The sequence below is a fragment of the Pseudoxanthomonas putridarboris genome (assembly GCF_038321125.1).
Taxonomy (GTDB): Bacteria; Pseudomonadota; Gammaproteobacteria; order Xanthomonadales; family Xanthomonadaceae; genus Pseudoxanthomonas_A; species Pseudoxanthomonas_A putridarboris.
This window is the reverse complement of record NZ_JBBWWT010000003.1, coordinates 426,866-451,816: the sequence shown is the minus strand read 5'-3', so window position 1 is coordinate 451,816 and position 24,951 is coordinate 426,866. Positions and strand designations below refer to the sequence as shown.

Annotated in this window: 25 protein-coding genes and 1 other RNA gene; 13 read left to right on the top strand and 13 right to left on the bottom strand. The window is 68.1% G+C overall.

Annotated elements, in window-relative coordinates; all coding sequences use genetic code 11:
• Positions 1-80: 80 nt before the first annotated feature.
• From AAD027_RS09495 to asnS, 10 genes are all read right to left on the bottom strand, one after another.
• A complete protein-coding gene (locus AAD027_RS09495) occupies positions 81-1,094 on the bottom strand; it encodes an amidohydrolase family protein (protein WP_341725774.1) in 1,014 nt (337 codons plus the stop codon).
• A gap of 235 nt (positions 1,095-1,329) precedes the next feature.
• Positions 1,330-1,875, bottom strand: coding sequence for a 3-hydroxyanthranilate 3,4-dioxygenase (locus AAD027_RS09490; RefSeq protein ID WP_341725773.1), 546 nt, complete (start codon positions 1,873-1,875; stop codon positions 1,330-1,332).
• Between the two features lie 70 nt (positions 1,876-1,945).
• Positions 1,946-2,395, bottom strand: coding sequence for a RidA family protein (locus tag AAD027_RS09485; RefSeq protein WP_341725772.1), 450 nt, complete (start codon positions 2,393-2,395; stop codon positions 1,946-1,948).
• Complete coding sequence (gene can / locus AAD027_RS09480; protein WP_341725771.1) at positions 2,388-3,053, bottom strand: carbonate dehydratase; 666 nt, start codon at positions 3,051-3,053, stop codon at positions 2,388-2,390. The genes AAD027_RS09485 and can overlap by 8 nt, the downstream gene beginning before the upstream one ends.
• A gap of 7 nt (positions 3,054-3,060) precedes the next feature.
• A complete protein-coding gene (locus tag AAD027_RS09475) occupies positions 3,061-4,488 on the bottom strand; it encodes an aldehyde dehydrogenase (RefSeq protein ID WP_341725770.1) in 1,428 nt (475 codons plus the stop codon).
• An 81-nt stretch (positions 4,489-4,569) separates the two neighbouring features.
• A complete protein-coding gene (locus tag AAD027_RS09470) occupies positions 4,570-5,358 on the bottom strand; it encodes an SDR family oxidoreductase (protein WP_341725769.1) in 789 nt (262 codons plus the stop codon).
• A 276-nt stretch (positions 5,359-5,634) separates the two neighbouring features.
• Entirely contained in the window at positions 5,635-6,264 is a 630-nt protein-coding gene (locus AAD027_RS09465) for an FMN-binding negative transcriptional regulator (RefSeq protein ID WP_341725768.1), read from the bottom strand.
• 7 nt (positions 6,265-6,271) lie between these two features.
• A complete protein-coding gene (locus AAD027_RS09460) occupies positions 6,272-6,580 on the bottom strand; it encodes a hypothetical protein (RefSeq protein WP_341725767.1) in 309 nt (102 codons plus the stop codon).
• Entirely contained in the window at positions 6,577-6,882 is a 306-nt protein-coding gene (locus AAD027_RS09455; RefSeq protein WP_341725766.1) for a hypothetical protein, read from the bottom strand. The genes AAD027_RS09460 and AAD027_RS09455 overlap by 4 nt, the downstream gene beginning before the upstream one ends.
• Positions 6,883-6,978: 96 nt before the next feature.
• Positions 6,979-8,379, bottom strand: coding sequence for an asparagine--tRNA ligase (gene asnS, locus AAD027_RS09450; RefSeq protein ID WP_341725765.1), 1,401 nt, complete (start codon positions 8,377-8,379; stop codon positions 6,979-6,981).
• Between the two features lie 119 nt (positions 8,380-8,498).
• On the opposite strand from asnS, the gene AAD027_RS09445 reads away from it, so the two are divergent.
• The 11 genes from AAD027_RS09445 to AAD027_RS09395 all read left to right on the top strand — a co-directional run bounded on the left by AAD027_RS09445 (position 8,499) and on the right by AAD027_RS09395 (position 21,978).
• Positions 8,499-8,837, top strand: coding sequence for a HesB/IscA family protein (locus AAD027_RS09445; protein WP_341725764.1), 339 nt, complete (start codon positions 8,499-8,501; stop codon positions 8,835-8,837).
• Between the two features lie 239 nt (positions 8,838-9,076).
• A complete protein-coding gene (gene rpsF, locus AAD027_RS09440; protein WP_341725763.1) occupies positions 9,077-9,502 on the top strand; it encodes a 30S ribosomal protein S6 in 426 nt (141 codons plus the stop codon).
• A gap of 11 nt (positions 9,503-9,513) precedes the next feature.
• Positions 9,514-9,744, top strand: a complete 231-nt coding sequence (gene rpsR / locus AAD027_RS09435) for a 30S ribosomal protein S18 (RefSeq protein WP_057657706.1) — start codon at positions 9,514-9,516, stop codon at positions 9,742-9,744.
• 173 nt (positions 9,745-9,917) lie between these two features.
• Positions 9,918-10,367 (top strand): 50S ribosomal protein L9, encoded by a 450-nt coding sequence (gene rplI / locus AAD027_RS09430; protein ID WP_341725762.1) that lies wholly within the window; start codon positions 9,918-9,920, stop codon positions 10,365-10,367.
• A 254-nt stretch (positions 10,368-10,621) separates the two neighbouring features.
• Positions 10,622-12,019 carry a replicative DNA helicase gene (locus AAD027_RS09425; RefSeq protein WP_341725761.1) on the top strand — a complete coding sequence of 466 codons (1,398 nt, stop codon included), beginning with the start codon at positions 10,622-10,624 and terminating at the stop codon, positions 12,017-12,019.
• A gap of 338 nt (positions 12,020-12,357) precedes the next feature.
• A complete protein-coding gene (locus AAD027_RS09420; RefSeq protein ID WP_341725760.1) occupies positions 12,358-14,364 on the top strand; it encodes a patatin-like phospholipase domain-containing protein in 2,007 nt (668 codons plus the stop codon).
• Between the two features lie 61 nt (positions 14,365-14,425).
• A complete protein-coding gene (alr, locus tag AAD027_RS09415) occupies positions 14,426-15,646 on the top strand; it encodes an alanine racemase (protein ID WP_341725759.1) in 1,221 nt (406 codons plus the stop codon).
• Between the two features lie 28 nt (positions 15,647-15,674).
• Positions 15,675-17,096 carry a cryptochrome/photolyase family protein gene (locus AAD027_RS09410; protein ID WP_341725758.1) on the top strand — a complete coding sequence of 474 codons (1,422 nt, stop codon included), beginning with the start codon at positions 15,675-15,677 and terminating at the stop codon, positions 17,094-17,096.
• A 75-nt stretch (positions 17,097-17,171) separates the two neighbouring features.
• Positions 17,172-18,641: a WS/DGAT/MGAT family O-acyltransferase gene (locus AAD027_RS09405; RefSeq protein ID WP_341725757.1), complete on the top strand. Its 1,470-nt coding sequence runs from the start codon at positions 17,172-17,174 to the stop codon at positions 18,639-18,641.
• Positions 18,642-18,729: 88 nt separating this feature from the next.
• A complete protein-coding gene (locus tag AAD027_RS09400) occupies positions 18,730-19,404 on the top strand; it encodes a YiaD family glycine zipper/OmpA-like lipoprotein (RefSeq protein WP_425605422.1) in 675 nt (224 codons plus the stop codon).
• A gap of 198 nt (positions 19,405-19,602) precedes the next feature.
• Positions 19,603-21,978, top strand: coding sequence for a Tex family protein (locus AAD027_RS09395; protein WP_341725756.1), 2,376 nt, complete (start codon positions 19,603-19,605; stop codon positions 21,976-21,978).
• Between the two features lie 691 nt (positions 21,979-22,669).
• Here AAD027_RS09395 and ssrA read toward each other — a convergent pair.
• Both ssrA and smpB read right to left on the bottom strand, forming a co-directional pair.
• Positions 22,670-23,023: a transfer-messenger RNA gene (ssrA, locus tag AAD027_RS09390) on the bottom strand.
• A gap of 264 nt (positions 23,024-23,287) precedes the next feature.
• Positions 23,288-23,776: an SsrA-binding protein SmpB gene (smpB, locus tag AAD027_RS09385; RefSeq protein WP_341725755.1), complete on the bottom strand. Its 489-nt coding sequence runs from the start codon at positions 23,774-23,776 to the stop codon at positions 23,288-23,290.
• Between the two features lie 40 nt (positions 23,777-23,816).
• Here smpB and AAD027_RS09380 point away from each other — a divergent pair, with 40 nt between their 5' ends.
• Together AAD027_RS09380 and AAD027_RS09375 are read left to right on the top strand one after the other, a co-directional pair.
• Positions 23,817-24,245, top strand: coding sequence for a type II toxin-antitoxin system RatA family toxin (locus AAD027_RS09380; RefSeq protein ID WP_341725754.1), 429 nt, complete (start codon positions 23,817-23,819; stop codon positions 24,243-24,245).
• A 1-nt stretch (position 24,246) separates the two neighbouring features.
• Positions 24,247-24,507 (top strand): RnfH family protein, encoded by a 261-nt coding sequence (locus AAD027_RS09375; protein WP_341725753.1) that lies wholly within the window; start codon positions 24,247-24,249, stop codon positions 24,505-24,507.
• Here AAD027_RS09375 and AAD027_RS09370 read toward each other — a convergent pair.
• The gene (locus AAD027_RS09370) at positions 24,504-24,896 is read right to left on the bottom strand and encodes an outer membrane protein assembly factor BamE (protein ID WP_341725752.1); all 393 of its coding nucleotides are present in this window, start codon (positions 24,894-24,896) and stop codon (positions 24,504-24,506) included. The genes AAD027_RS09375 and AAD027_RS09370 overlap by 4 nt on opposite strands.
• Between the last annotated feature and the right edge of the window lie 55 nt (positions 24,897-24,951).

The following is a 24,951-nucleotide window of genomic DNA, read 5'->3' as shown; positions in this document are numbered from 1 at the left end:
GCCCCATCGGCGCGATGCTTTTGACCACATCTGCCCAACGGAACGAAAAGCATCGCGCCCATGGGGCGCTCCTACGGTGGTCATGGGGCGAACCTCGCCGCCGGCAGGCCCAGCCATTCCAGCGCGGTGCCGTGGTAGAGCCGCGCCTGCTGGACTTCGTTCAGGCCCAGCGCGGCGATGCCGGCCCCGGGCTCCTGTTCGCCCAGCGGGAACGGGTAGTCGGTGCCCAGCATCACGCGCTCGTGGCCCACGGTATCCAGCAGGTAGTGCAGGGCGCGGGGGTCGGCCACCCACGAGTCGAAGTAGACGCGTTCCAGGTACTCGCGCGGGTTGCGGTAGTTGTCGGTGGCGACCAGGTCCGGCCGCATGTTGAAGCCGTGCTCGATGCGGCCGATGGTGTAGGGAAAGCTGCCGCCGCCGTGGGCGAAGCAGACCTTCAGCTCCGGCAGGCGTTCCAGCACGCCGCCGAAGATCAGGCAGCAGGCCGCGCGCGACTGCTCGGCCGGCATGCCGACCAGCCAGGGCAGCCAGTATTTCGGCATGGAGGCGGCGCCCATCATGTCCCACGGGTGCACCAGGATGGCGGCGCCCAGTTCGCTGGCGGCCTGGAAGAATTCGAACAACTCCGGCGCGTCCAGGTTCCAGTCGTTGACGTGGCTGCCGATCTGCACGCCCTGCAGGCCCAACTGGTCCATGCAGCGCTCCAGTTCCTGCACGGCCAGCCGCGGCGACTGCAACGGCACGGTGCCGATGCCGGCGTAGTGGCGCGGGTAGTCGCGGCAGGCGGTGGCGGTGTGGTCGTTGAGCGACTGGTGCAGATCCAGTGCCTGGTTCGGTTTGGCCCAGTAGCTGAACATTACCGGCACCGTGCTGATGACCTGCACCTGCACGCCGAACTTGGCGTAGTCGGCGATGCGCTCCTCCGGGTCCCAGGTCTTGGGCCAGATCTCGCGGAAGAACTTGCCGTCCTTGTAGATGCGGTGGCGGCCGTCCTCGCCATGGTGGATCACCGGGAAGCGCAGGTCGCCGTACTTGGCCGCCAGGTCGGGCCAGTCGCGGGGCAGGAAGTGCGCATGGGTGTCGATCTTCAGCATCGACGGAGTTTAGCCGAGCCGGGTGGGGGCGGGCACGATGCGGTGCAAGGCGAGGTTCTGTTGTAGGAGGGGCTTCAGCCTGCGCCCAGATAGCCGGCACGTGTGCATGGCGGCGAACGCGCCGCAGCGCGCCCGAGAGGCGAACCATGACCGCCATATGTCATAGCCACTGGCCCACGGTCGGGGCTGAAGCCCCTCCTACAAAGGTGCCTCCAGTCCGCTGACCGGGCCGCCCTCACGTATCCGGCATCACGTACTTGCCCGGCGCGGGGTTCAGGTGCCCGCAGTGCTTGCAGGTGCGGTGTTCGCGCGAGGCGTAGAAACGATCGAAGACAGGCGGGAAATCGGTCTCGATGTTCTTCAGGTGGAAGTACTCCTCGTACAGCTTGTGGTTGCACTGCTCGCAGAACCACAGCAGGCCGTCGTCCTCGTGCGGCAGGCGCTTGCGTTCGATCACCAGGCCGATGGAGTCGGGCATGCGCTGCGGCGAATGCGGCACGCGCGGCGGCAGCAGGAAGATCTCGCCGGCGCGGATGGGGATGTCGCGGACGGCGCCCCTGCCGTCATCGGTATGTTCCTGGATGCGCAGCACCATCTCGCCTTCCAACTGGTAGAACCACTCCGGGCCTTCGTCCCAGTGGTAGTCGGTGCGCGCGTTGGGGCCGCCCACCACCATCACGATGAAGTCGCCCGCGTAGATCACCTTGTTGCCCACCGGCGGTTTCAGCAGGTGGCGGTGTTCCTCGATCCAGGCTTGCAGGGTGAGGGGATTGGGGAGCATGGCGTTTTCTCCCCCTCTCCCGCTTGCGGGAGAGGGCAGGGGTGAGGGTGCGGCCGTTCAGGCCCTCACCCTAACCCTCTCCCGCAAGCGGGAGAGGGGACTTTATCTCGGCAACGCACTTGAGTTCGATCGCGATCGGCGTGGGCAGCGCGTTGATGCCCAGCGTGGTGCGGCAGGGCGCGCGGGACGCGTCCGGGAAGCACTCCGCCCAGACCCGGTTGTAGGCCTTGAAGTCGCGCGCCATGTCGGTCAGGTAGACGGTCACGTCCACCAGGTCCTCCCAGCGCGCGCCGCTGGCCTGGAGCACGGCGCGCACGTTGGCGAACACCGCCCGGCACTGCGCGTCGATGTCGTAGCTGATCAGGTGGCCGTCGGCGTCGTGCACGTTGCCGACGATGGCGTTGCTGGCCGGGTCGCGCGGGCCGATGCCGGACAGGAACAGCAACTGGCCCACGCGGCGCGCGTGCGGATAATGCCCGACCGGGGCCGGCGCGCCGCTGGCCTGCACCGCGTCACTCATCGCGCTTGCCCTTCACGGGTACGCCCGCCAGCGCGCGCCGGTAAGCGGGCTGGAGCCGGTCGGCGGCGTCCACGTCCATGCCCAGTTCGCGCACGCGGCCGTCGAACAGGCTGTAGACCCAGCCATGCACGGCCAGCGGCTGGCCGCGTGCCCAGGCGTCCTGCACAACCGTGGTCTGGCAGACGTTGAAGACCTGCTCGATCACGTTGAGCTCGCACAGGCGCGCGTGGCGCAGCGACTCGCTGTCCACTTTTTCCAGCAGCGCAGCGTGCTTCAGCGCCACGTCGGCCACGTGGCGCAGCCAGTTGTCGGCCAGGCCGACGCGCAGGCCGGTCATCGCCGCGTGCACGCCGCCGCAGCCGTAGTGGCCCACCAGCAGGATGTGCTCCACCTTCAGGATGTCCACGGCGAACTGGATCACCGACAGGCAATTGAGGTCGCCGTGCGACATCACGTTGGCGATGTTGCGGTGGACGAACACTTCGCCCGGGTCCAGCCCGAGGATCTGGTTGGCCGGCACGCGCGAGTCGGAGCAGCCGATCCACAGGTAGCGCGGCGACTGTTGTTGCGACAGCCGCTTGAAGAAGCCGGGGTCCTCCTGCTTGATGCGGGCGGCCCAGTCGCGGTTGTTCTGCAGCAGTTCTTCTAGATGGGTCATGGGGGGATTATCGCAGGCCCAGGCAGACGTTCCTGGGTTCGGTGAAGAAACGCATGGCCTCCAGGCCGCCTTCGCGGCCCAGCCCGGACGCGCCGACGCCCCCGAACGGCGTGCGCAGGTCGCGCGTCATCCAGGTGTTGATCCACACGATCCCGGCGCGCAACCGGGCGGCCAGCCGGTGCGCGCGGTCCAGGTCGCGCGTCCACACGGTGGCGGCCAGGCCGTAGTCGCCCGCATTGGCCAGCGCCAGCGCATGGTTTTCGTCGTCGAAGGCCTGCAGCGTGACCACCGGGCCGAAGATCTCTTCGCGGTTGGTCGCCGCTTCCGGACCCAGTCCCTCGATCACCGTGGGCGCGATGTACCAGCCCGGCCGGTCCAGCGCGTGCCCGCCCAGCAGCAGGCGGCCGCCTTCCATGCGCGCACGCTCGATGCAGCCCATCACCTTGTCGAAGTGCGCCTGCGACACCATCGGCCCCAGACGCGTGGCCGGGTCGTCGAGGTCGCCGGGCTGCAAGGCCGAGGCGCGCGCGACCAGCGCATCGCGGAATTCATCGTAGATGGCCTGTTGCACCAGCAGCCGCGAACCGCACAGGCAGATCTGCCCGGCATTCTGGAACGCCGAGCGCAGCAGCGTGTCCAGGTTCGCGCGCCAGTCGCTGTTGGCGAACACCAGGGTGGCGTTCTTGCCGCCCAGTTCCAGCGAAACTTTCTTCAACAGTGGTGCGGCCAGCCCGGCGATGCGGCGGCCGACCGCGGTGCTGCCGGTGAACGACACCGCCTTCACCGCAGGGTGCAGCACCAGCGGCTCGCCGACGGCCGTGCCGGTGCCGTGCACGATGTTCAGCACGCCGCGCGGAAAGCCGATCCGCGCGGCCAATTCGCCCAGCATCGTCGCCGTGGCCGGTGTGATCTCGGAAGGCTTGGCGACCACGGTGTTGCCGGCGGCCAGCGCGGGCGCGATCTTCCAGGTGAACAGGTACAGCGGCAGGTTCCACGGCGAGATGGCGGCGACCACGCCCAGCGGTGCGCGCAGGGTGTAGTTCAACCCGGCTTCGCCGTGGTGCGACTCGCTGGCGAACTGGGTGGCGGCATGCGCGAAGAAACGCAGGTTGGACACCGCACGCGGGATCTCGACATCGCGCGCCAGCGCCAGCGGCTTGCCCGCATCGCGCGACTCGGCGCGGGCGAATTCGTCGATGCGGTCCTCCAGTGCCTGCGCCAGCTTTTCAAGCCAGCGCGCACGCTCGGAGTTGGGCAGTGCCGACCAGGCGGGCAGGGCACGGCTGGCGGCGTCGATGGCCTGCTGCACTTCCGCGTCGCCGCCGTCGGCGACTTCCGCGTAGACCTCCGCCCGGGCCGGTTCGAATACCGCACGCCAGCCGCCGGACGCGGAGGGCTCCATTTCGCCGTCGATGAAGTGACTGAAACGTTCCATTCCCAACGGCGGCTCCCGATCGCCTCGATGCCTCTCTAGCTTACCCGTATTGGCAAGCCCCACCTGTCGAGGTGGCAGGCGTCAGATCGACTGCATCCGGCCGCCGTCCACGGCCAGGCTGACGCCGTTGATGTAGCCGGCGGCCGGTGAGGCGAGGAAGGCGATGGCGGCGGCGACCTCGCCGGCCTCTGCGAAGCGGCCGGCCGGCACGCTGGCCAGCATGCTGGCGGAAATCGCTGCCTGGTCCTTGCCGGTGGCTTGCACCCGGTCGTCCAGGATCTGTTCCAGCCGCCGGGTGCGGGTGTAGCCGGGCAGCACGTTGTTGACGGTGATGCCGGCGCCGCCCAGTTCGCGCGAGAGCGTCTTGGCCCAGCTGGCGACCGCGCCACGGATGGTGTTGGACACGCCCAGGTTGGCGATGGGCTCCTTCACCGACGTGGAGACCACGTTGACGATGCGCCCCCAGCCGGCGGCCTGCATGCCGGGCACGACCGCCCGGGCGAGGATCTGGTTGGCCAACAGGTGTTTGCCGAAGGCATCCAGGTAGGCGCCGGCATCGGCATCGATGGCGCGCCCGCCGGGCGGCCCGCCGGTGTTGTTGACCAGGATGTGCACCGGCTGCCTGTCGGCGAGCGATTGCACGGCATCGTGCAACGGGCCGTGCCGGGAAACATCGGCGACGCAGGCGTCGTGGCGCTGGTGCTCCACGACCACCGGAAGCGCGGCGGCCACCTCGGCCAGCACGTCGGCGCGGCGCGCCAGCACGGTGACGTTGGCGCCCAGCAGGGCCAGTTCGTGCGCGGCGGCGCGGCCGATGCCTTCCGAGGCGCCGCAGACCAGGGCGTGCCTACCGGCGAGATTCAGGTCCATGCGCGCTTCTCCGTGGGAACAATCCCCGACAGTCTAAGGCTAAGGCAGCCCCCTGCAGGAGCGGCTTCAGCCGCGACCGCACCGCCATGAATTTTCATCATGGATGATGGCTAACCCGGTACAGCGGCGTAGGGTGCGCCCTGGCGCACCATGGAGATAAGCATGCGGCGCGCGGATGCCGGATGGAGTCTGCGCGATCATGCGCGCCGTCGATGACGCAGGTGGAGTCGTGGACATCACTAACCCTGGCGTCACGGTGGTGCGCCAGGGCGCACCCTACGTGCCGCGCCGGGCCAGGCGGTCCCGCATCAGGTCGGCGATCTCGATGTTGTCTTCGCCGCCCAGCCGTCGCAGCGCGTCCGCCGCCGATTTCACGTTCGCGGCGGGGTGGTTCTGGCTGAGCTTGAACTTCAGTTCGATGCGCTCGGGCACGAAGCGGAAGCCGACGATGCCGCGCAACTGGCGCACATGGTCGTCGCGGTCGTGCTCGAAGCGCCAGTCGTTGCCCACATGGGCTTCGTTCAGCTGGCTCAGGCGATCCACGAGGCTGGCGAGCACCACGGTATCTTCCGTGGTTTCCAGCGTGCCGTGCAGGTGGGCCACCGCGTAGTTCCACGTGGGCACGCGTGCGGCTTCTTCCTTGTCCGGATACCAGCCGGGAGAGACATACGCATGCGGGCCGTGCACGATCAGCATCGCCGGGCCGGCGTGGCGCGCCTGGGGGTTCGGCTTGGCCCAATGGCCTTCGATCGACACGCGCTCGCCATCGCGTGCGTAGAGCACGGGCAGGTGGCTGGCGAACGGAAGCCCGTCAGCGACGGTGACCAGCGTGACGAAAGCGTCGCGGGCGATCAGCCGGTCCAGTTCGGCCAGGTCGGTTTCGGCGAACGTGCGGGGCGTATACACGGGCGCTTCAGGCCCGGCCGCCCAACGACTGCACCATCAGCGGACGCAAGGCGTCGTCGTTGTCGGCCTGCGGCGGCTGCACGTCGTGCAGCGAGAATCCGCGCGTGAGCGCATCGTCCTCGTCCAGGCCGTCCCAGGCGACGAACTCGGCGTCGAACAGCGCGGCGCGCGCGGTGTCCTCGCTGTCGTAGGGCAGGGTGTTGCCGTCGCTGTCCAGCACTTCGGCGGTGCCGGCCTCCAGCACGCGCAGGCGCGCCCAGATCAGCGTGCGGCCCAGCGAGGCCAGGTACCAGTCTTCTCTCACGTGGTCCGTCATCCCATCGCCTCCGCCCACAGCCACAACAGGCCGGCCATGCCCAGCCCCAGGAAGATCACGCACAGCGAGATGCGCGCCGGCGTCGCCAGGCCCGACAGCGAGCGGTCGGTGATCCGCCGGTAATCGCCGGACAGCAGCCAGCGCAGCGCGACCGGCTTGAGGAAGGCGCCTTCGCCCCATTGCGCGCCGAGCGCGGCATGACGGTCGCGGATGTGCACCAGCGTCAGCGGCCAGAAGATCACGAACGCGCAGAAGCCGGCGATGGCCACGCCGACGAAGCAAAGAGCGAAGAAGAGGATCATGGAAGGCGGGGATTCGGGACAGGGGATTCGGGATTCGAGGAAGCGGGGCGGGATCCGCTTTGCGAATTCCGATTCCCGAATCCCCGATCCCGGCTCTCAGAACTCGGCATTGCCCGGCGCGCGCGGGTAGGGGATGGCGTCGCGGATGTTGGACAGCCCGCACACGTACACCACCAGCCGCTCGAAACCCAGGCCGAAGCCGGCATGCGGCACCGTGCCGTAGCGGCGGAAGTCGCGGTACCAGCCGTAGTGCGCCGGGTCCAGGCCGAACTGCGCCATGCGCGCGTCCAGCACGTCCAGGCGCTCCTCGCGCTGGCTGCCGCCGATGATCTCGCCGATGCCGGGGGCCAGCACGTCCATCGCGGCGACGGTCCTGCCGTCGTCGTTCAGGCGCATGTAGAAGGCCTTGATGTGCTCGGGGTAGTTCATCACCACGACCGGGCGGCCGACGTGTTCCTCCGTCAGCCAGCGCTCGTGCTCGGTCTGCAGGTCCAGGCCCCATTCGACCGGGAAGTCGAACTTCCTGCCGGACTTCTGCAGCAGGTCGATGGCGTCGGTGTAGTCGATGCGCTCGAACGGCGCGTTGACGAACCCCTCCAGCCTCGTGATCGCGTCCTTCTGCACGCGCTCGGCGATGAAGGCCATGTCGTCGGCGCGCTCGTCCAGCACGGCGCGGAACAGGTACTTCAGGAAATCCTCGGCCAGGTCGGCGTCCTGCGCCAGGTCGGCGAAGGCGATCTCCGGTTCGATCATCCAGAACTCGGCCAGGTGGCGAGTGGTGTTGCTGTTCTCCGCGCGGAAGGTCGGGCCGAAGGTGTAGACCTTGCTCAGCGACAGGCAGTAGGCCTCGACGTTGAGCTGGCCGGACACGGTCAGGAAGGTTTCCTTGCCGAAGAAGTCGCGCGAGAAATCCACCGCGCCGTCCTTGCCGCGCGGCAGGTTGGCCAGGTCCAGCGTGGACACGCGGAACATCTGCCCGGCGCCCTCGGCGTCGGAGGTGGTGATGATGGGCGTGCTGATCCAGTAGAAGCCGCGCTCGTGGAAGAAGCGGTGCACGGCCTGCGCCAGGCAGTGGCGGATGCGGGTGACCGCGCCGAACAGGTTGGTGCGCGGGCGCAGGTGGGCCACTTCGCGCAGGAATTCCAGCGAATGCGCCTTGGGCTGGATGGGGTAGGTTTCCGGGTCCTCGACCCAGCCCACCACCTCCACCGCGCTGGCCTGGATCTCGAAGCTCTGGCCCTGGCCCTGCGACGGCACCAGCGTGCCGGTGGCGATCACCGCGCAGCCCGCGCTCAGGTGCTTCACTTCGGATTCGTAGTTGGGCAGCGTGTTGGGCGCCACCACCTGGATGGCGGCGAAGCACGAACCGTCGCTGACATTGACGAAGGACAGGCCCGCCTTGGAGTCGCGCCGCGTGCGCACCCAGCCGCGCACCGTGACCTCGCCGCCGGCCGGGAGCTTGCCCGCCAGCGCATGTTCGACGCTTACCACCGTCATGGCTTGAATCCTTCCGTAATCAGACACATTAATGGAACGCGGAGTTTACAAGAGCCGCGCGGCCCACGCTGCGTCGCCACCGCTATAATTCCACCTTGGTTGTCCCGCAGGAGATCCGCATGGCCATCACCCTGACCCCGGTTGCGCTGGAACGCGTGCAGCGTTTCGTCGAACAGACCCCGGGCACGCTGGGCCTGCGTTTCGGGGTGACCCGCACCGGCTGTTCCGGCTGGGGCCACGTGGCCGACCTGGCCCGCGAGCAGCGCGACGGCGATACCGTGTTCGAGTACCAGGGCGTGCGCATCTACGTGGACGCGGACAGCCTGGCGCTGGTGGACGGCACCGAGATCGACTTCGCCAGGCAGGGCCTGGGCGAGACCTTCCTGTTCAAGAACCCCAACGCCACGGCCGAATGCGGCTGCGGCGAGAGCTTCACCACGGCCGTCGACGCCGCCTGAGGGCATGAGGCCCCGCCTCGACGGGCGCAGGACGGGGCAGGGCGTTGCCCTTAACCCCTGTTCCCGGCTCGAGTTGCCCCTAAGTCCCTGACCTGCCATAATTTCCTGCTCCCGACGGCCTCCCGGCCGCGGGTCCTTGCCCCACCGCGCCCCGCTGGCGATCCAGCCGGGTGGTCGGGGGGCTGTCCCGTCCGGCGCGCATGGCGCGTGCCGGGCCCACATCCGAAAGGTAAAAAACGATGCGTCACTATGAAGTCGTGTTCCTGGTCCACCCGGACCAGAGCGAGCAGGTGCCGGCCATGATCGAGCGCTACAAGGCGCTGATCGAGGGCGGCAACGGCAAGATCCACCGCCTGGAAGACTGGGGCCGCCGCCAGCTGGCCTACCCGATCCAGAACCTGGTGAAGGCCCACTACGTGCTGCTCAACATCGAAGCCGACCAGGCCGTGCTGACGGAACTGGTGGAAAGCTTCCGCTTCAACGATGCGGTGCTGCGCAACCTGGTCATCAAGCGCGATGGCCCGGATACCGAGCAGTCCCTGATCATGAAGAACAAGGACGAGAAGGGCGACAAGCCCGAGCGTGGCGAGCGCCGTCGCCGTGACGACGAAGAAGGCGAAGCCCCCGAGGCCTCGACCGATTCCGACACCGCCGAAGCCGCCTGAGGAGCAAACCCATGTCCAAGTTCTTCCGCCGCCGCAAGTTCTGCAAGTTCACCGCCGAAGGCGTGAAAGAGATCGACTACAAGGATCTCAACACCCTGCGCCAGTACCTGACCGAGACCGGCAAGATCGTGCCGAGCCGCGTCACCGGCACCAAGTCGCGCTACCAGCGCCAGCTGTCCACCGCGGTCAAGCGCGCCCGTTTCCTGGCGTTGATCCCGTACACGGACAACCACGACGTCTGAGCAGGCAAGTGAGGGGGTAAGTCGGCGGCTTCGCCGCCTGCAGGGAGGCTCGCTTCCCGACAGCCCGCGCGGCGGGCGACCGGCTCCCTGACTTTTTACCGCTACACCCCCGTCCATTCGGACAGCAACCGTTGCGGTGGCATCGCCAACGCTAACGAATACGGAGCAACACCATGGAACTGATTCTTCTGCAGAAAGTGACCAACCTGGGCGTCCTGGGCGACAAGGTCAACGTCAAGCCGGGCTACGGCCGCAACTACCTGGTACCGCAGGGCAAGGCCGTGCCGGCCACCGCCGCCAACGTCGCCGAGTTCGAGGCCAAGCGCGCCGAGTACGAAGCCAAGGCCAAGGCCCAGCACGACGACGCCGAAGGCCGCGCCGCCAAGCTGGAAGGCGCCAGCATCACGGTCAAGGCCAATGCCTCCACCGAAGGCAAGCTGTTCGGCTCGGTCGGCCCGCGCGACATCGCCGACGCCTTCACCGCCGCCGGCCTGCCGCTGGAAAAGAGCGAAGTCATCATGGGCGAAGGCGCCCTGCGCAACCTCGGCGAGTACGACATCGTCGTCAAGCTGCATGCCGACGTGCAGGCCACCGTCAAGGTGATCGTGGAAAGCGAAGCCTGATCCCCCGACGGATCCAGGCTTCGACCGGACGGGCGCCGCAAGGCGCCCGTTCCGTTTTCGGGGCGGCACGTTCGCGGTGGCGGGGTTTCCGACAGGGGGCAGGCATGCGTCTCATCCGGTGAGATGCCCACCGGTTATCCACAAGGTTATCTGCAACGTAACGCCACCCCGGCCGTCTACCATGTGCCGTTCGCTCCACCCGCCGCCGCACTCTCATCGCGATCCGGCACGCCTAAGGACATCCACGCACGCCCATGCCCGCCCGTTCCGGTTTCCGCTCCGATCTCCACGAAGCCCGCATCGAACAACTGCGCGTTCCGCCGCACTCCATCGAAGCCGAACAGGCGGTGCTGGGCGGCCTGATGCTGGCGCCGGAAGCCTACGACCGCATCAACGATCGGCTGACCCAGAACGACTTCTACCGGCGCGACCATCAGCTGATCTACCGCGCCATCTCCGAACTGGCCGAACGCAACCGCCCGTACGATGCGGTGACGCTGGGCGAATGGTTCGAGTCGCAGGGGCAGATGGAACTGGTGGCCGGCGGCGCCTACCTGATCGAACTGGCCAGCACCACGCCGTCGGCGGCCAACATCACCGCCTATGCCGAAATCGTGCGCGACAAGGCGGTGATGCGGCAGCTGATCGAGGTCGGCACCGGCATCGTCAACGATGCCTTCCAGCCCGATGGCAAGGAAAGCGACGAACTGCTGGCGGTGGCCGAGCAGAAGGTGTTCGCCATCGCCGAGGCCGGCGCGCGCGGGCGTACCGACTTCGTGGCGATGCACTCCGCGCTGAAGGACGCGTTCGAGGTCTTGCAGAACCGCTTCGAGAACGGCGGCAACGTCACCGGCCTGCCGACCGGCTACACCGAGTTCGACGAGATGACCGCGGGCCTGCAGCCCACCGACCTGATCATCCTGGCCGCGCGTCCGGCCATGGGCAAGACCACCCTCGCGCTGAACATGGCCGAGTACGCCGCCATCAAGTCGAAGAAGGCGGTGGCGGTGTTCTCGATGGAAATGTCGGCCGCGCAGTTGGCGTTGCGCCTGATCTCCTCCAACGGCCGCGTCAACGCCACCCGCCTGCGCACCGGCCAGCTGGAGGACGAGGACTGGAGCCGCGTGACCGGCGCCATCCGCATGCTGAAGGAAACCAAGATCTTCATCGACGACACGCCGGGCCTGTCGCCGGAGGTGTTGCGCTCCAAGGCGCGCCGGCTGAAGCGCGAGCACGACCTGGGCCTGATCGTCATCGACTACCTGCAGCTGATGTCGGTGCCGGGCAACAGCGAGAACCGCGCCACGGAAATCTCCGAGATCTCGCGCTCGCTGAAGGGACTGGCGAAGGAACTCAACGTGCCGGTGATCGCGCTGTCGCAGCTCAACCGCTCGCTGGAAACGCGAACCGACAAGCGCCCGGTGATGGCCGACCTGCGCGAGTCCGGCGCCATCGAGCAGGACGCCGACATGATCGTGTTCATCTACCGCGACGACTACTACAACAAGGAAAACTCGCCGGACAAGGGCCTGGCCGAGATCATCATCGGCAAGCAGCGCAGCGGCCCGACCGGTTCGTGCAAGCTGAAGTTCTTCGGCGAATACACCCGCTTCGACAACCTGGCCCACGACTCGGTGGGCAGCTTCGAGTAGGAGCGGCCCATGGCCGCGATGCTCTTGCCCGGTAACCCGGTCGGGGCTGAAGCCCCTCCCACACACTGCATTCGCCCATAGGAGCGGTTGCCGGCAGGCGTTTCGGCGCGCAGGACCGGGTCGCCGCATTGCTCCGCATCGGCACCCGACGCGACACGCCGCGCGCGGCCGTCGGGCCATGCGAAGTACACGCATGTACCTCGCGCCGTCCGCGCCTTGGCGCGATCGGGCTGGCCTGTCCGGCGTTGCGGCGGCGTTGTCTGTCAGTGCCATCCATCCGCGGAACGGCGATCCTCGTACGATAGGGCCCTTCATCCGCCCAGGGAGAGGAAAGAGCGATGAGCGAAAACAGCGCACGGGGACCACTGCCGGTCCCTTCCGGTCCCGACGAAGCGTCCCAAGCCCCCGATGAGCAGGTGTTCGCCAGCGAATGCGACCTGGTGATGAAGGGAGGGATCACCAGCGGGGTGGTCTATCCGCTGGCCATCGTGGAGATCGCCAAGGCCTTCCGGCTGCGCTCGATCGGCGGCACCAGCGCCGGCGCCATCGCGGCGGGCGCGGCCGCCGCGGCGGAACTGGGCAGGCAGCGCCACCAGGCCGGGGAGATCGCCAGCGATCCGCGCAGTTTCGACGAACTGGCCAGGCTGCCCGATTACCTCGGCCAGCCCGCCGACAGCGGCGCGGGCACGCGCCTGCTGGCCTTCTTCAAGCCCAAGACGGCGCTGCGCCCGGTGTTCCGCATCTTCACCCGCGTCATCGCCGTGCGCGGCGTGGGCGCGCGGTTGCGCACGGCCGCCCGGGTGCTGCTGGCGCAGTACCGGGGATGGGCGCTGGCCGTGGCGGCGGTGGTACTGGCGCCGGTGCTGCTGTTGCCCTGGTCCGCCGCCTCGCTGCCAGCGGCAGCGGGATTGCTGCTGCTCGCCTTCGTGCTGGCCCTCGCGGTCGCCTTGTGGCGCGGCGCCCGGGTGGTGGTGCGGGAATTGCCGCTCAATGCCTTCGGCGTGTGCTCGGGCATGCCCGAACAGGACGATCCCCACGGCGCGGAGGCGCTGACGTGCTGGCTTTCGGACTACTTCGACCGGTTGGCCGGGCAGTCCGATGCGTTCGCCGGACAGCGCAAGCCGCTGACCTTCGGCGACCTGAAGCGGCACGGCATCGAATTGCGGGTGATGACCACCTGCCTGACCCTGGGCAGGCCGTTCCAGTTGCCGTTCGGCGACGATGGCGACGTGCGCGAGAACGGGCGCTTCGTGTTCGACCCGGAACGGTTCCGGGAACTGTTCCCGGCGCACGTGGTGGAATGGATGCGGGCGCATCCCCGCGCCGCCGGTTTCGGCGGCGTGTTCCGCAACGCGGACATGCAGGGCTTCCATCCGCTGCCGTCGCCCGACGACCTGCCGGTGATCGTGGCCGTGCGCATGAGCCTGAGCTTCCCGCTGCTGCTCAGCGCGGTGCCGCTGCACTCGGTGGACGTGCGCCAGCCGTTGGTGCCGGGACAGAAGCCGCAGACGTGCTGGTTCACCGACGGCGGCGTGGGTTCCAACTTCCCGATCCATTTCTTCGATGCACCGTTGCCGACCCGTCCTACCTTCGGCCTCGACCTGGGAACGGCACCGGAAGGAGGAAGCGATGCGCCGTCCGACCGCGTCTCGTTTCCCGACAGGAACAGCGATGCCAGTTTCTCGCAATGGAAGTCGCTGTCCGACCATGCCGGGCTGGGGCCGATCCTGGGCTTCCTGGGCAGGGTCTTCAACGTGGCGAAGGACTGGAACCACGAGGCGCTCGCCAACCTGCCGGGCTTCCGCGACCGGATCGGGCAGATCCTGCTTTCCGAGCGCGAGGGCGGGCTCAACCTGACCATGGACCGTCCGCTCATCCAGGCGCTGACGGACTACGGCCGGCACGCCGGCCTGCAATTCGTCCGGCGCTTCGGCGACCCCAGGCATTGGTCCGACGCCACCACGCCGTCGAAGATGGACTGGGACAACCACCAGCACATCCGGCTCAGGCTGCTGCTGGCCTCGACCAGCGAAATGCTCAAGCACCTGAAGGATTCCGTGGACACGGTATCCGCCCGGCCGGCGGAGGACTACCGGCGTTTCTTCCAGCGCACGTCGCGGAAACGTTCCTACGCACTCAAGAATCTGGGGAAATTGGACGCGGACCCCGCCACCGGCCATCCCGATACGCAGGCGGGGCTGGCCAGTTGGTTGCTCGAGGAGTTGCTGCGCATCGCTTCGGTCCTGCAGGCGGTCGGGAAAGGCCGGCCGCCCGCGCCGCCGCTCGATCTGCGCGATGGCGCCCCGCGGCCGCCACCGGAATTGAAGCCGCGTCCGCGCATTTGAGTCGCGGCCTGCGTTCGCCGTTCGCGCCGTGCCGTCGCGACCGGGCCGCTACAATCGCCGCATGTCCAACCCGACGCCTTTTCCCGAGCCCGAGTCCGACCTTGCATGCGCGTTCCGCGCCGAGGCGGGCGACCGCCCCACGCGCATCCGCGTGGATCTGGACGCGCTGACCCACAACCTGCACGCCCTGCAGCGCCATGCCCGCGCGCCGGTGATGGGCATCGTCAAGGCCGACGCCTACGGCCACGGGCTGGTGCCGGTGGCGCTGCACCTGCAGGCCCAGGGCATCGCACAGCTCGGTGTCGCGTTCGTCGAGGAAGGCATCGCGCTGCGCCGCGCCGGCGTGACGGTGCCGATCCTGGTGCTGGGCGGCATCCATGCGCCGCAGGTGTCCCAGTTCATCGCCCACGACCTGGAGGTCACGGTCTCGTCGATCGACAAGCTCCGCCAGGTGGAGCAGGCGGCCGAGTCGCTGGGCCGCAAGGCGGTCATCCACCTGAAGCTGGACACCGGCATGGAGCGCATCGGCGTGCACAGCGAGCATGCCGCGCCCTTCATCGAGGCCGCGGTGTCCTCGCGCGGATGCACGGTGAAGGGCATCTACTCGCACCTGGCCTGCTCCGACGATCCCGCCTCGCCGATGACCGCCGAGCAGTTGCGGCGTTTCCTCGCCGCCTGCGCGCACTTCGACCGGTTGGGGGCGCCGATGCCGGTGCGCCATCTCGCCAACTCCGGCGGCGTGCTGCATTTCCCCGAGACGCACCTCGACATGGTGCGCCCCGGCATCGCGCTGTACGGCGTGCTGCCCGATCCGGCGTCGCGCGCCACCGTCGCGTTGCGCCCGGCGCTGTCGCTGGTTTCCAGGGTGGTGTACTTCAAGGTCGTGCGGGCCGGACGAACCGTGAGCTATGGCGCCACCTGGACGGCCGGGCAGGACACGCGCGTCATCACCTTGCCGATCGGTTACGGCGATGGTTACCCGCGCTCGCTGTCCTCGTGCGGCGAAGTGCTGGTGCGGGAGCGGCGCCGCCCGATCGTGGGCCGCATCTGCATGGACCAGTTCATGGTCGATATCGGCCCCGATGGCACCGCGTACAACGGCGACGAGGCGGTGCTGATCGGCCGCCAGGGCGATGCCGCCATCACCTGCGAAGCCGTGGCGCAGGCCGCCGGCACGATTCCCTACGAAATCCTCACCGGCCTCAACCAGCGCATCCCGCGCGAGTACACGGGCGGCCCAGCGGGGCAGCCTGCTTCTTCCGCGGCCGGCCGCGTCGCGTAGGGCTCCTCGGCCCTTGCCCGGGTTCCGCATGCCTTGCGCCCTCGTCTGGTTCCGCCACGACCTGCGCCTGGACGACAATCCGGCCCTGCGCGCGGCGCTGGACGGCGGCTTCACCCCTGTGCCGGTCCATGTGCATGCGCCGGAAGAAGAAGGCGAGTGGGCACCGGGCGGCGCCTCGCGGGCTTGGCTGCATCGCTCGTTGACGGCACTCGACCGGGATCTTCGCGCGCGTGGCTCGCGGTTGGTCCTGCGCCATGGGCCGACGATGCCCGCGTTGCAGGCGCTGCTGGCCGAGACCGGCGCGGAGGCGGTCTTCTGGAACCGCAAGTACGAGCCGGCCACCCAGCCCCGCGATGCCGCGATCAAGCGACAGCTGCGCGGACAAGGCGTGCAGGCGGAAAGCTCCAACGGCACGCTGTTGTTCGAGCCATGGGAACTGGCCACCCAGCAGGGTGGTCCGTACGAGGTATTCACGCCGTTCTGGCGTTCCGCGCTGTTGCAGTGGCGGGCGCCGGTGGAATGGGGCGCGCCTGCACGCCTGCCGGAAATGGACGAAGACATCGCCAGCCTCCCGGTCGATGCGCTCGGGCTGAAGCCGTCGCCAGCTTGGGATGCGGGCTTCTGGGACGTTTGGCGGCCGGGTGAGGCCGGCGCGCGCGACGCGCTGGAAGTCTTCATCGACGGTGCGTTGCGTGGCTACCGCAGCGAGCGCGACCGCACGGACCGCACCGGCACTTCGCATCTGTCGCCGCACCTGCATTTCGGCGAGATCGCGCCATGGCGCATCGCCGCCGGACTGGAGAGGGCGCGCACCGCCGCCAACAGTGCCGACATCGACGGCTATGTCCGTGAACTGGGGTGGCGCGAGTTCGGCTATCACCTGCTGCACCACTTCCCGCATACCGCCACGCAGGACCTCAACCCGCGCTTCGAGCGCTTCGACTGGGCGCGCCCGCAACCCGCGATGCTGGAAGCCTGGCAACGCGGCCGTACCGGCGTGCCCATCGTCGATGCCGGACTGCGCGAGCTGTGGGCCACCGGCTACATGCATAACCGCGCGCGGATGATCGTCGCCAGCTACCTGACCAAGCACCTGCGCTACCACTGGCTGCACGGCGCGCGCTGGTTCTGGGACACGCTGGTGGACGCCGACCTGGCCAGCAATACGCTGGGCTGGCAGTGGACCGCCGGCACCGGGGCCGATGCCGCGCCTTACTTCCGCGTGTTCAACCCGGTGACGCAGGCGAGGAAGTTCGATCCGGACGGGCGCTACATCGCCCGCTGGGTGCCGGAACTGGCGGCGTTGCCGGTGCCGCTGCGGTTCGCGCCCTGGCAACAGCCCGACGTGCTGGCGCTGGCTGCGCCGAAATATCCGCGCAGCCCCATTGTGGACCTTGCTGCTGGCCGCGACGCCGCGCTGGCCGCCTACCGCAAGACCGGCGGCGACTGAGCCCGGCCCGCTTTCCCATCGCGTTGACGCCCTTCGCGGGCGCGTGCTTCACTCGGCGCAGGAGAGGAGGGCAGCATGGCAACGAAGAGAGCGCCTGGAAAGCCGCGCCGTGAAGCGATGTCGCGGGTCGATACCGCCTGGTTGCGGATGTGTCGTCCCACCAACCCGATGATGATCACCGGCGTGTTGATGTTCGACGAGCCGATGACGCTGGACCGCTTGAAACAGGTGATCAGGAAGCGCTTCCTGGCCTATCCGCGCTTCCTGCAGAAAGCCGTCGATACGACCGCCGGCGCATCGTGGATGGACGATGCCGACTTCGACCTGGACTGGCACGTGCGCATTTCCGCGCTGCCCGGTCGCCAGGATCCGCGCTCGGAGAAGAAGGCGCTGGAACGCTTCACCAGCCAGATGGCGTCCACACCCTTGGACAAGACCAAGCCGCTGTGGCAGTTCCACCTGGTGGAGAAGTACGGCGCCGGCTCGGCGCTGGTGGCGCGCATCCACCACAGCTACGCCGACGGCATCGCGCTGGTGCAGGTGCTGCTGTCGTTGACCGACACCAGCCGCAAGCCGGACAAGGACAGCAACCTGCGCGCGGCCTGGCTGAAGAAGGACGGCGTGGAAGTGGTGCGCCGGGTCGGCGCGATCGACCGCTACATGAAGCTGGGCGGCAAGGTGCTGGGCAAGGGCATGGAGATGTATCGCGACCCCACGCTGGCCACGGTGCTGGCGAAGGAGGGCGGCGAGATCGGCCGCGAACTGCTCGGCGCGCTGGCGCTTTCGGACGACCCGCCCACGCTGCTGCGCGGCAGGCTGGGGGTCAGCAAGCGCGTGGCCTGGGCCGAGCCGCTGGACCTGGACGAAGTGAAGGCCGTCGGCCGCGCCTGCGACTGCACCGTCAACGACGTGCTGATGGCCGCCGCCGCCGGCGCCTTGCGCAGCTACATGGTCGAGCGCGGCGAACAGGTCGATGGCGTCACCTTGCGCGCCACCGTGCCGGTCAACCTGCGGCCGCTGGAACATGCCAAGAAACTGGGCAACCACTTTGGCCTGGTGTTCCTGGACCTTCCGATCGGCGAGGCGAACCCGATCCGCCGGCTGGAACGCGTGGCCGAGTGCATGAATAACCTGAAGAATTCACGACAAGCCATTGTCGCATTTGGACTTTTGGCCGCGCTTGGCATGGCGCCCTCGGCCGTGCAGGGCGTCGCGCTGGAACTCTTCAGCCGCAAGGCCACCGCCGTGGCGACCAACGTGCCCGGGCCGCAGCAGCCGCTCTACATGGGCGGCTGCCAGCTGCGCGAGATGATGTTCTGGGTGCCGCAGACCGGTTCCATCGGCATCGGCATCTCCATCCTGAGCTACAACAACCGCGTGCATTTCGGCCTGATCGCCGATGCCAAGCTCATCCCCGACCCGGATGCCGTCATCCGCCGCTTCGGCCCGGAGTTCGAAAAGCTGCTGTACCTGGCGCTGATGGGCAACTGGGACCAGGCACTGGATTCGCCGTCGGCCGCGGCGCTGATACCCGACCGCGCCTGAATGAACGGGGCTCAACTCGCATGTTCTGAACATTTCACGGATTAGGCTTGCGCACTGAGTTACCCCGCACTACCACCAAGGAGGATGCATGAATACGATGTTGAAGACAGGCGCCCTGGCCGCGCTGACCGTGACCCTGCTGGGCGGCTGCGCCAGCTATACCGGCCAGACCTCCGACCCCAACGACCCCAACCGCACCCGTACCGGGGCGCTGATCGGCGCCGGCATCGGCGCGGCGGTCGGCCTGCTCAGCGGCAGCGACGCCACCGAACGCCGCCAGCGCGCGCTGGTGGGCGCCGGCATCGGCGGCCTGGCCGGCGGCTCCATCGGCGCCTACCAGGACCGGCAGGAAGCCGAGCTGCGCCGCCAGACTGCGGGCACCGGCATCGACGTCAGCCGCGACGGCGACGTCATCAAGCTCAACCTGCCCGACGGCGTGACCTTCGATTTCGGCAAGGCCGACCTGAAACCGCAGTTCTACCCGGCGCTCAACAACGTCGCGTCCACGCTGCGCGAGTACAACCAGACCATCGTGGAAGTCAGCGGCCACACCGACAGCATCGGCAGCGATGCGGTCAACCAGCGACTGTCCGAGCAGCGCGCCTCGTCGGTCGGCAACTACCTGATCGGCCAGGGCCTGCAACGCGAACGCTTCGAGATCGTCGGCATGGGCAAGCGCTATCCGATCGCCAGCAACGACACCGATTCCGGCCGCGCGCTCAACCGCCGCGTCGAGATCCGCGTGCTGCCGGTCCGCTCGTAAGCCATACCGCGGATGCAACCCCCGACGGGCCGCGCAAGCGGCCCGTTTTCTTTGAGGTCACCGGAATACGGTGTGGGCGTCTTCCTTCCCGCAGACGGGAGGAAGGGAACAGCCCCTGTCAACCCGTTCCCAGCGCGGCCGCGGGTTGCCACAATCGGCGTCCCACCCGGGTCATCGGGTTCCAACCGTACGGACGCAATGCAAGATCGTAATCCCAAGCTCGCCCTGCACATCGCCGCCACCATCGCCGCCGAGATCGGCGCGCAACCCGCCCAGGCCCAAGCCGCCATCGCGCTGCTGGACGAAGGCGCCACGGTTCCCTTCATCGCCCGCTACCGCAAGGAAGTCACCGGCGGTCTGGACGACACCCAGTTGCGCAACCTGGAAACGCGCCTGACCTACCTGCGCGAACTGGAAGACCGCCGCGCCGCCGTGCTGGCCAGCATCGAGGAACAGGGCAAGCTGACCGACGAACTGCGCGCCGACATCGAGGCCGCCGACAGCAAGGCGCGGCTGGAGGACCTGTACCTGCCGTACAAGCCCAAGCGCCGCACGCGTGCGCAGATCGCCCGCGAAGCCGGGCTGGAGCCGCTGGCCGACAGCCTGCTGGCCGATCCCGCGCAGGTGCCGGAAACGGCCGCCGCCGCCTTCGTCGATGCCGACAAGGGCGTGGCCGACACCAGGGCCGCGCTGGAAGGTGCGCGCGCGATCCTGATGGAGCGCTGGGGCGAGAACGCCGCGCTGGTCGGCGAGTTGCGCGAATGGATGGGCGAGGTGGGCGTGATCCGCGCCCGGGTCGCCGACGGCAAGGAGAGCGAAGGCGCCAAGTACCGCGACTACTTCGACCACGCCGAACCGCTGGCGAAGATCCCCTCGCATCGACTGCTGGCGTTGTTCCGCGCGCGCCGCGAGGAAATCCTGCTGCTCGACCTCGACCCGGGCATGGAGGCCGAGGCCGGCCACCTGCAGGCCGAAGGCCGCGTCGCCGTGCATGCCGGCGTGTCCGCGCAGGGCCGCGCCGCCGACAAGTGGCTGCTGGACGCCTGCCGCCTGACCTGGCGCGCCAAGCTGCACATGCACCTGCTGCTGGACCTGTTCAACCAGGCGCGCGAGAAGGCGGAAGCCGAGGCCATCGCTGTGTTCGGCGACAACCTCAAGGACCTGCTGCTGGCCGCGCCGGCCGGCCCGAAGGCCGTGCTGGGCCTGGACCCGGGCCTGCGCACCGGCGTGAAGGTCGCGGTGGTGGACCGCACCGGCAAGCTGGTCGATACCGCCACCATCTATCCGCACGAACCCAAGCGCCAGTGGGACCAGTCCCTGCACGTGCTGCGCGCGCTGTGCGCCAGGCACCAGGTGGACCTGATCGCCATCGGCAACGGCACCGCCAGCCGCGAGACCGACAAGCTGGCCGGCGACCTGATCAGGCAGGCGCCGGAACTGAAGCTGGAGAAGATCGTCGTCAGCGAAGCCGGTGCGTCCGTGTACTCCGCTTCGGAATTCGCCGCGAAGGAATTCCCCGACCTCGACGTCAGCATCCGCGGCGCGGTCTCCATCGCGCGCCGCCTGCAGGACCCGCTGGCCGAACTGGTGAAGATCGAGCCCAAGGCGATCGGCGTGGGCCAGTACCAGCACGACGTGGACCAGTTCCGCCTGGCGCGCGCGCTGGATGCCAGGGTCGAGGACTGCGTCAACGCGGTCGGCGTGGACGTCAACACCGCCTCGGCCGCGCTGCTCACGCGGGTGTCGGGCCTGTCGTCCACGGTGGCCGACAACATCGTGCGCTTCCGCGACCAGAACGGCCCGTTCCGCAGCCGCAAGGCGCTGCTGGACGTGCCGCGGCTGGGCGAGAAGACCTTCGAGCAGTGCGCGGGCTTCCTGCGCATCGCCGACGGCGACCAGCCGCTGGATGCGTCGTCGGTGCACCCGGAAGCCTACCCGGTGGTGGAGCGCATCCTGGCCGGCAGCGGCCGGCAGGTGAAGCAGATCATCGGCGACACCGCGTTCCTGCGCGGGGTGAAGGCCGAGCAGTACACCGACGAGAAATTCGGCGTGCCCACCGTGCGCGACATCCTCAAGGAACTGGAAAAGCCCGGCCGCGATCCGCGCCCCGAGTTCAGGGCCGCGCGCTTCGCCGACGGCGTGGAGGACATCAAGGACCTCAAGCCCGGCATGATCCTGGAAGGCGTGGTCAGCAACGTGGCCGCGTTCGGCGCGTTCGTCGACATCGGCGTGCACCAGGACGGCCTGATCCACATCTCCGCGCTGGCCGACCGCTACGTGAAGGACCCGCGCGAGGTGGTGAAGGCCGGCGACATCGTCAAGGTGCGCGTGCTGGAAGTGGACATTCCCCGCAAGCGCATCGCCCTGACCCGTCGCCTGGACGACACGCCTGCGCCGCAGGCGCCGCGCGAGGAGCGCAACGCCTCACCACGTGGCGGCAATGGCCCGCGCCGGGATGGTGGACGCGATGGCGGACGAGGGCAGGGTGGTTTCAACAAGCCGAACAAGCCGGCCGCACCGCCGCCGGACAATGCGCTGGCGGCGGCGTTTGCCAGAGCGAAGGGCAACGGCTGAGGCGGTTGGCCTTGTCATCGAAGAGAAAGCCGGGACCGTGAGGTTCCGGCTTTCTGCTTGAGATGGGCGCGCGATCAAATGATGCACCGCATGGCCCGATCTGCGCGAACTTCGGCCATTGCGGGGCAAGGGGGCGCCTCCGGTTTGCCGGCTCCTGATATGCACGGGTATCGACGGTTGGCGATAAGTCCGGCTGACGCCGGGCCCGGCCGCTTGATACGATGACATTCAGGGGAGCTCATCGAGCGAACTCGACCGCATCGCCCGTCGCTGCCGGGGAGCGGGGTTCGTCTGATGCCCACATCCGATGGGGAACGGAAGGGGAAGTGAAATGAAAAAGTACGCCGCAGTATTGGGGCTCATGTTTCCGTGCCTGCTCGAATCGAGCTGTCCAATCGCTTCAAGCGAAGGATTCCAGGAGATCGCCCTGAGTCCCGCATCGAACTCCAAGGGCATGGACAGGCGCGGCAGCGACGCCGGGCACAGACCCGGCCCCGCAAGCGCTGTCGACTTGTCGCCGCCCCAGCGTCCGGTATCCAGTGCGCCGTTCGGCTAGAGCGCCCGCGAGTGCTGGCGCGATTTGGAATCCGATCTTCCCGGACCAAGAGGCAATGAATCTCCACGACGGCGCACCCCGGTAGCCAACCAACAAAAAAGCCGGAACCTCACGGTTCCGGCTTTTTTGTTGAGATGGTGGAGGTGGGGGGAATTGAACCCCCGTCCGAAGGCACTCCATCCCCGGTACTACATGCTTATCCCTTCGTTGGGTCTCGTCCTACGGCAGCACGATGGGCAGAGCGCACCGCAGGACCAGCCTGTTTTGTTCAAGCCATGACTGACAGGCAGCCGTCACAGCCGGTTCCGTGATAATGACCCTACATCCACGAGCACGGGCACAAGTGGGTTCGGGGCTTACGCCTTAAGCGGCGAGAGCGTAGTTGTCGTCGTTGGCAACTAGAGTTTTGCAGCTGGATTTACGAGGAAAGCTACCCCCTCGGCATGCACCAGGCAACTTCGCAACCCCCGTCGAAGCCAGTGCACCCCCGGGAGCCAGAACTTTCCTGACCCTTGCAGTGTAGGGGTGGGTTAGAGGGTACACAAGGGCGGGAGGCAGGGCAGTTACCAGCGCTTTACCCGAGGTGCCGGGCTTCGCGGGCCCCGGAACCGCCGCGATCATGGGAAACCATTCGCCCCCTTGGCAAGGGGGCGATTCACGCCGCAGGCGTGAATGGGGGATGGGCAGCGTGCGTCGGGGCCCGAGATTCGCGAAGCGAATCTTGGGGGCTCCATCGCGCGTCGCGCGATGGAGCTACGCGTCGCGGTTGTGCTGGCGCATCACGCGGGACTTCTCGCGGGCCCAGTCGCGGTCCTTCTCGCTGGCGCGCTTGTCGTGGGTCTGCTTGCCCTTGGCCAGCGCCACCTCGGCCTTCACCTTGTTGCCCTTCCAGTACAGCGAGGTGGGCACCAGCGTGTAGCCGTCGCGCTCGACCTTGCCGATCAGGCTGTCGATCTCGTTCCGGTGCAGCAGCAGCTTGCGCGTGCGGCGGTCGTCGGTCACCACGTGCGTGGAGGCCTGGATCAGCGGGGTGATCTGCGCGCCGAACAGGAAGATCTCGCCGTTGCGGATGGTGGCGTACGACTCGGTGATGTTGGCGCGACCGGCGCGGATGGCCTTCAGCTCCCAACCCTGCAGCGACAGTCCCGCCTCGTAGCGCTGCTCCAGGTGGTACTCGTGGCGCGCGCGCTTGTTCAGCGCGATGGTGCCCGTTGCTTTATTCTTGTCCGGTTTCTTGCCCATCCGTCCATTGTCGCCGAAGGCGGAACCACACGCGAGCCACATGCACACGATCCGCCGCAGCGCCCTGGTCGAACACTCGGCCGCCCGTATGTTCGACCTGGTCAACGATGTGGCCGCCTATCCCCGGCGGTTCGACTGGTGCAGCGGCGCGCAGCTGCTGGAACAGGGCGACACCCGCCTGGTCGCCCGGCTGGACCTGGGGCTGGGTTCGCTGAGCACCTGGTTCACCACCGAGAACGCGCTGGACCGCCCGCACCGCATCGACATGAAGCTGGTGGACGGCCCGTTCCGCAAGCTGCACGGGCAGTGGGATTTCCACGCGCTGGACGAATCCGCCTGCAAGGTCACGCTGACGCTGGAATTCGAGCCGTCCAGCCGCCTGCTGGCGCCGGCGATGGCGCTGGGTTTCCAGAGCCTGGCCGACCGCATGGTGGACGATTTCGTCCGTACCGCCGACCGCGGGGGATGAGATGCGGGTGGAAGTGATCCGGGCGTGGCCGCACCGGTACCAGTCCGTCGCGCTGGAGCTACCGTTGGGGGCTTGTGTGGCGGATGCGCTGGCCGTGTGCGGTTTCGATGGACTGGAGCAGGCGTCGGCCATCGCCGTCCACGGCGTGGTGGTCGCGCCGGATGCGCCGCTGAACGAGGGCGACCGCGTGGAAGTGCTGCGGCCGCTGCAGGTGGATCCGAAGGAGGCGCGCCGGCGGCGCGCGCGCAAACCGGCGCCTTAGCGGCGGCGACCGCCCCTCTTGTCCTTGGCCAGGTTGGGGCCGAACTTGCGCACGTCCTGCGACAGCTGCAGGTCCGCTTCGGGGAAGTATTCGCCTTCCCAACTGGCCAGCGTGTTGCCGTCGAAGTGCAGGGTGAGGTTCTTCACCTCGGTGTGGCCGAGGCGGTTGGTGCGATTGCTGGCCGTGTAGTCCCAGCGCTGCGCGTGGAACGGATCGGCGATGGACGGACTGCCCAGCAGCGACTGCACCTGCTGCTTGGTCTGGCCCACGGCCAGCTGGTCCGCGGCGGTCTTCTCGATCAGGTTGCCCTGGTAGATCGGTTGCTTGTAGAGGATGCCGCAGCCGGCGGTGGCGGTGGCAAGGGCGGCAACCAGCAGGAATTTGCGCATGGGACACGTACAGTGGGAAACCGCACCGATGATACACTTCCCGCGACCGCCGCAA